The sequence below is a fragment of the Bradyrhizobium sp. genome, from assembly GCF_030654605.1.
Lineage (GTDB): Bacteria > Pseudomonadota > Alphaproteobacteria > Rhizobiales > Xanthobacteraceae > Bradyrhizobium.
The window spans coordinates 1-1,007 of sequence record NZ_JAURXB010000048.1 but is presented as its reverse complement, the minus strand read 5'-3'; the positions used below and the strand labels follow the sequence as shown (position 1 = coordinate 1,007).

Here is a 1,007-nt window from a genome sequence, read left to right as displayed (position 1 = left end):
GACAATTGCTGGGTCAAGATCAACAAGGATGTCGATATCGCTGTCGGGATTGTCATCGCCGCGCGCGACGGAACCAAATAGCGCAGCATGAGCGACGCCCTGCGCTCGCAGGTCGGTCTCACGCTCTTTCAGCTTTTCTATGATCTCGTCGCGGGTCATAGCCACATTGTAAGGCAAGAAGGGTAAAAAAACACGCGTCTTTTCCGGCTCTTGCAGGCAAATTCAGCCCCCGGGATCGCCGCAATGATGCGAACGGCCGCAAGCCGCTATCACAGCCTCGACGCCATCGTTCGCATCCGCTCGGCGGTCAGTTCATCGGCCGGGAAAAACGTCTCCAGCGCCAGTTCCGACAGCGTGATGTCGACCGGGGTGCCGAAGATCATGGTGGTGGAAATGAAGCTCAGCACCTCGCCGTTCAGCCGCAGCTTGAACGGGATCGCGACATTGTCCGACGACAGCGGCGCCGGGCGCGCCGGGATCGGATAGGCCTTCAGTTCGTAATAGAGTTTGAGCAGTTCCGGATCGGCGGTCGCCTCGCACTGCCGGTGCAGCCGCTCCAGCAGATGGCCGCACCATTCGGCGAGGTTGACGGTGCGCGCCGCCAGCGCCTCGGGGTGAAAGGCAAGTCGCAGCACATTGACAGGCTGGCCGAGCAGATGCGGTGCAATGCCTTGCAGCAAGGGCATCACCATGCGGTTGGCCGAAACCAGATTCCAGTGCCGGTCGATCGCCAGCGCCGGATTGGGCTCATGCGCCTTCAGCACCAGTTCGATCGCCGCCCGCGCCGATTTCAGCGCGGGATCGTCGAGCGAACGCTGCGGAAATGCCGGCGCATAACCCGCCGCCACCAGCAACACGTTGCGTTCGCGCAAGGGAACCAGCAGCCGTTCCGCCAGCTTCAACACCATCTCGCGCGACGGCGCCGCGCGGCCGGTTTCCACGAAACTCAAATGACGCGCGGAAATCTCGGCGTCGCCGGCCAGATCGAGCTGGCTGAGATGGCGGCG

The 1,007-nt window shown here is 62.7% G+C and carries 2 protein-coding genes; both read right to left on the bottom strand.

From position 1 onward, the window contains the following. A partial coding sequence (locus Q7U29_RS04290) for a nucleotidyltransferase family protein (protein WP_304738875.1) occupies positions 1-159 on the bottom strand: 159 nt, incomplete at its 3' end. 110 nt (positions 160-269) lie between these two features. Then, positions 270-1,007, bottom strand: a 738-nt coding sequence (locus Q7U29_RS04285; protein WP_304738871.1) for a helix-turn-helix domain-containing protein, incomplete at its 5' end; no start/stop codon positions are given.